Origin of the sequence: Streptomyces celluloflavus, from assembly GCA_000720995.1 — a bacterium.
Lineage (GTDB): Bacteria > Actinomycetota > Actinomycetes > Streptomycetales > Streptomycetaceae > Streptomyces > Streptomyces celluloflavus.
Genome location: JOEL01000137.1, coordinates 1 through 634, shown reverse-complemented (window position 1 = coordinate 634; position 634 = coordinate 1). Strand labels below are relative to the sequence as shown.

Annotated in this window: 1 pseudogene; it reads right to left on the bottom strand. The window is 67.4% G+C overall.

Annotated elements, in window-relative coordinates:
• Window positions 1-542: pseudogene (locus IH09_RS38660) on the bottom strand (transposase); the annotation flags it as partial.
• Window positions 543-634 lie beyond the last annotated feature (92 nt).

The following is a 634-nucleotide window of genomic DNA, read 5'->3' as shown; positions in this document are numbered from 1 at the left end:
GGAGCGGGCGGGGAGGGTTTCGTAGTCGCGGGCCAGGCGGCGGTGGAACATGAGCCACCCGTAGGTCCGCTCCACGGTCCAGCGCTTCGGCAGCGGGGCAAAGCCCTTGGTCCCGGGGGTGCGTTCACGATCTTCTTCGCCGCGTCGATGCCCTGCCCGGCGGCGGGGACGCTGGTGGAGGTCTTCACGCTCTGCGCGTCGATCACGCAGGCCGACGGCTTCGCGCTGCGCCCTTCCTTCTGTCGCACGAGCCCCCTGAGCAGGCCGTGGAGCTGGGTGAAGACACCTTCCTTCGTCCACTTCGCGAAGTATCCGTAGACCGTTTCCCAGGGCGGAAAGTCGTGTGGCAGATAGCGCCACTGGACCCCGGTACGGTCCACATACAAGATCGCGTCCTTGATCTCGCGCAGGTCGTGCTCGGGCGGCCGGCCGAAGTCCAGGGCCCGGCCCCGGCGCTCGAAGCGCCAGGTAGCCAGTACTGGTTCGATCAACTCCCAGCGGGCATCGGACAGGTCACTCGGATACGGGCGTCGCGCAGGCATGCTCCTGACCTACCGCTGCGAACCATGTGCGCCCAGGCGCACGGCAGTGACGACGGAAGCACAGCCACACAGGCAGGGCATCCTGGAATGAA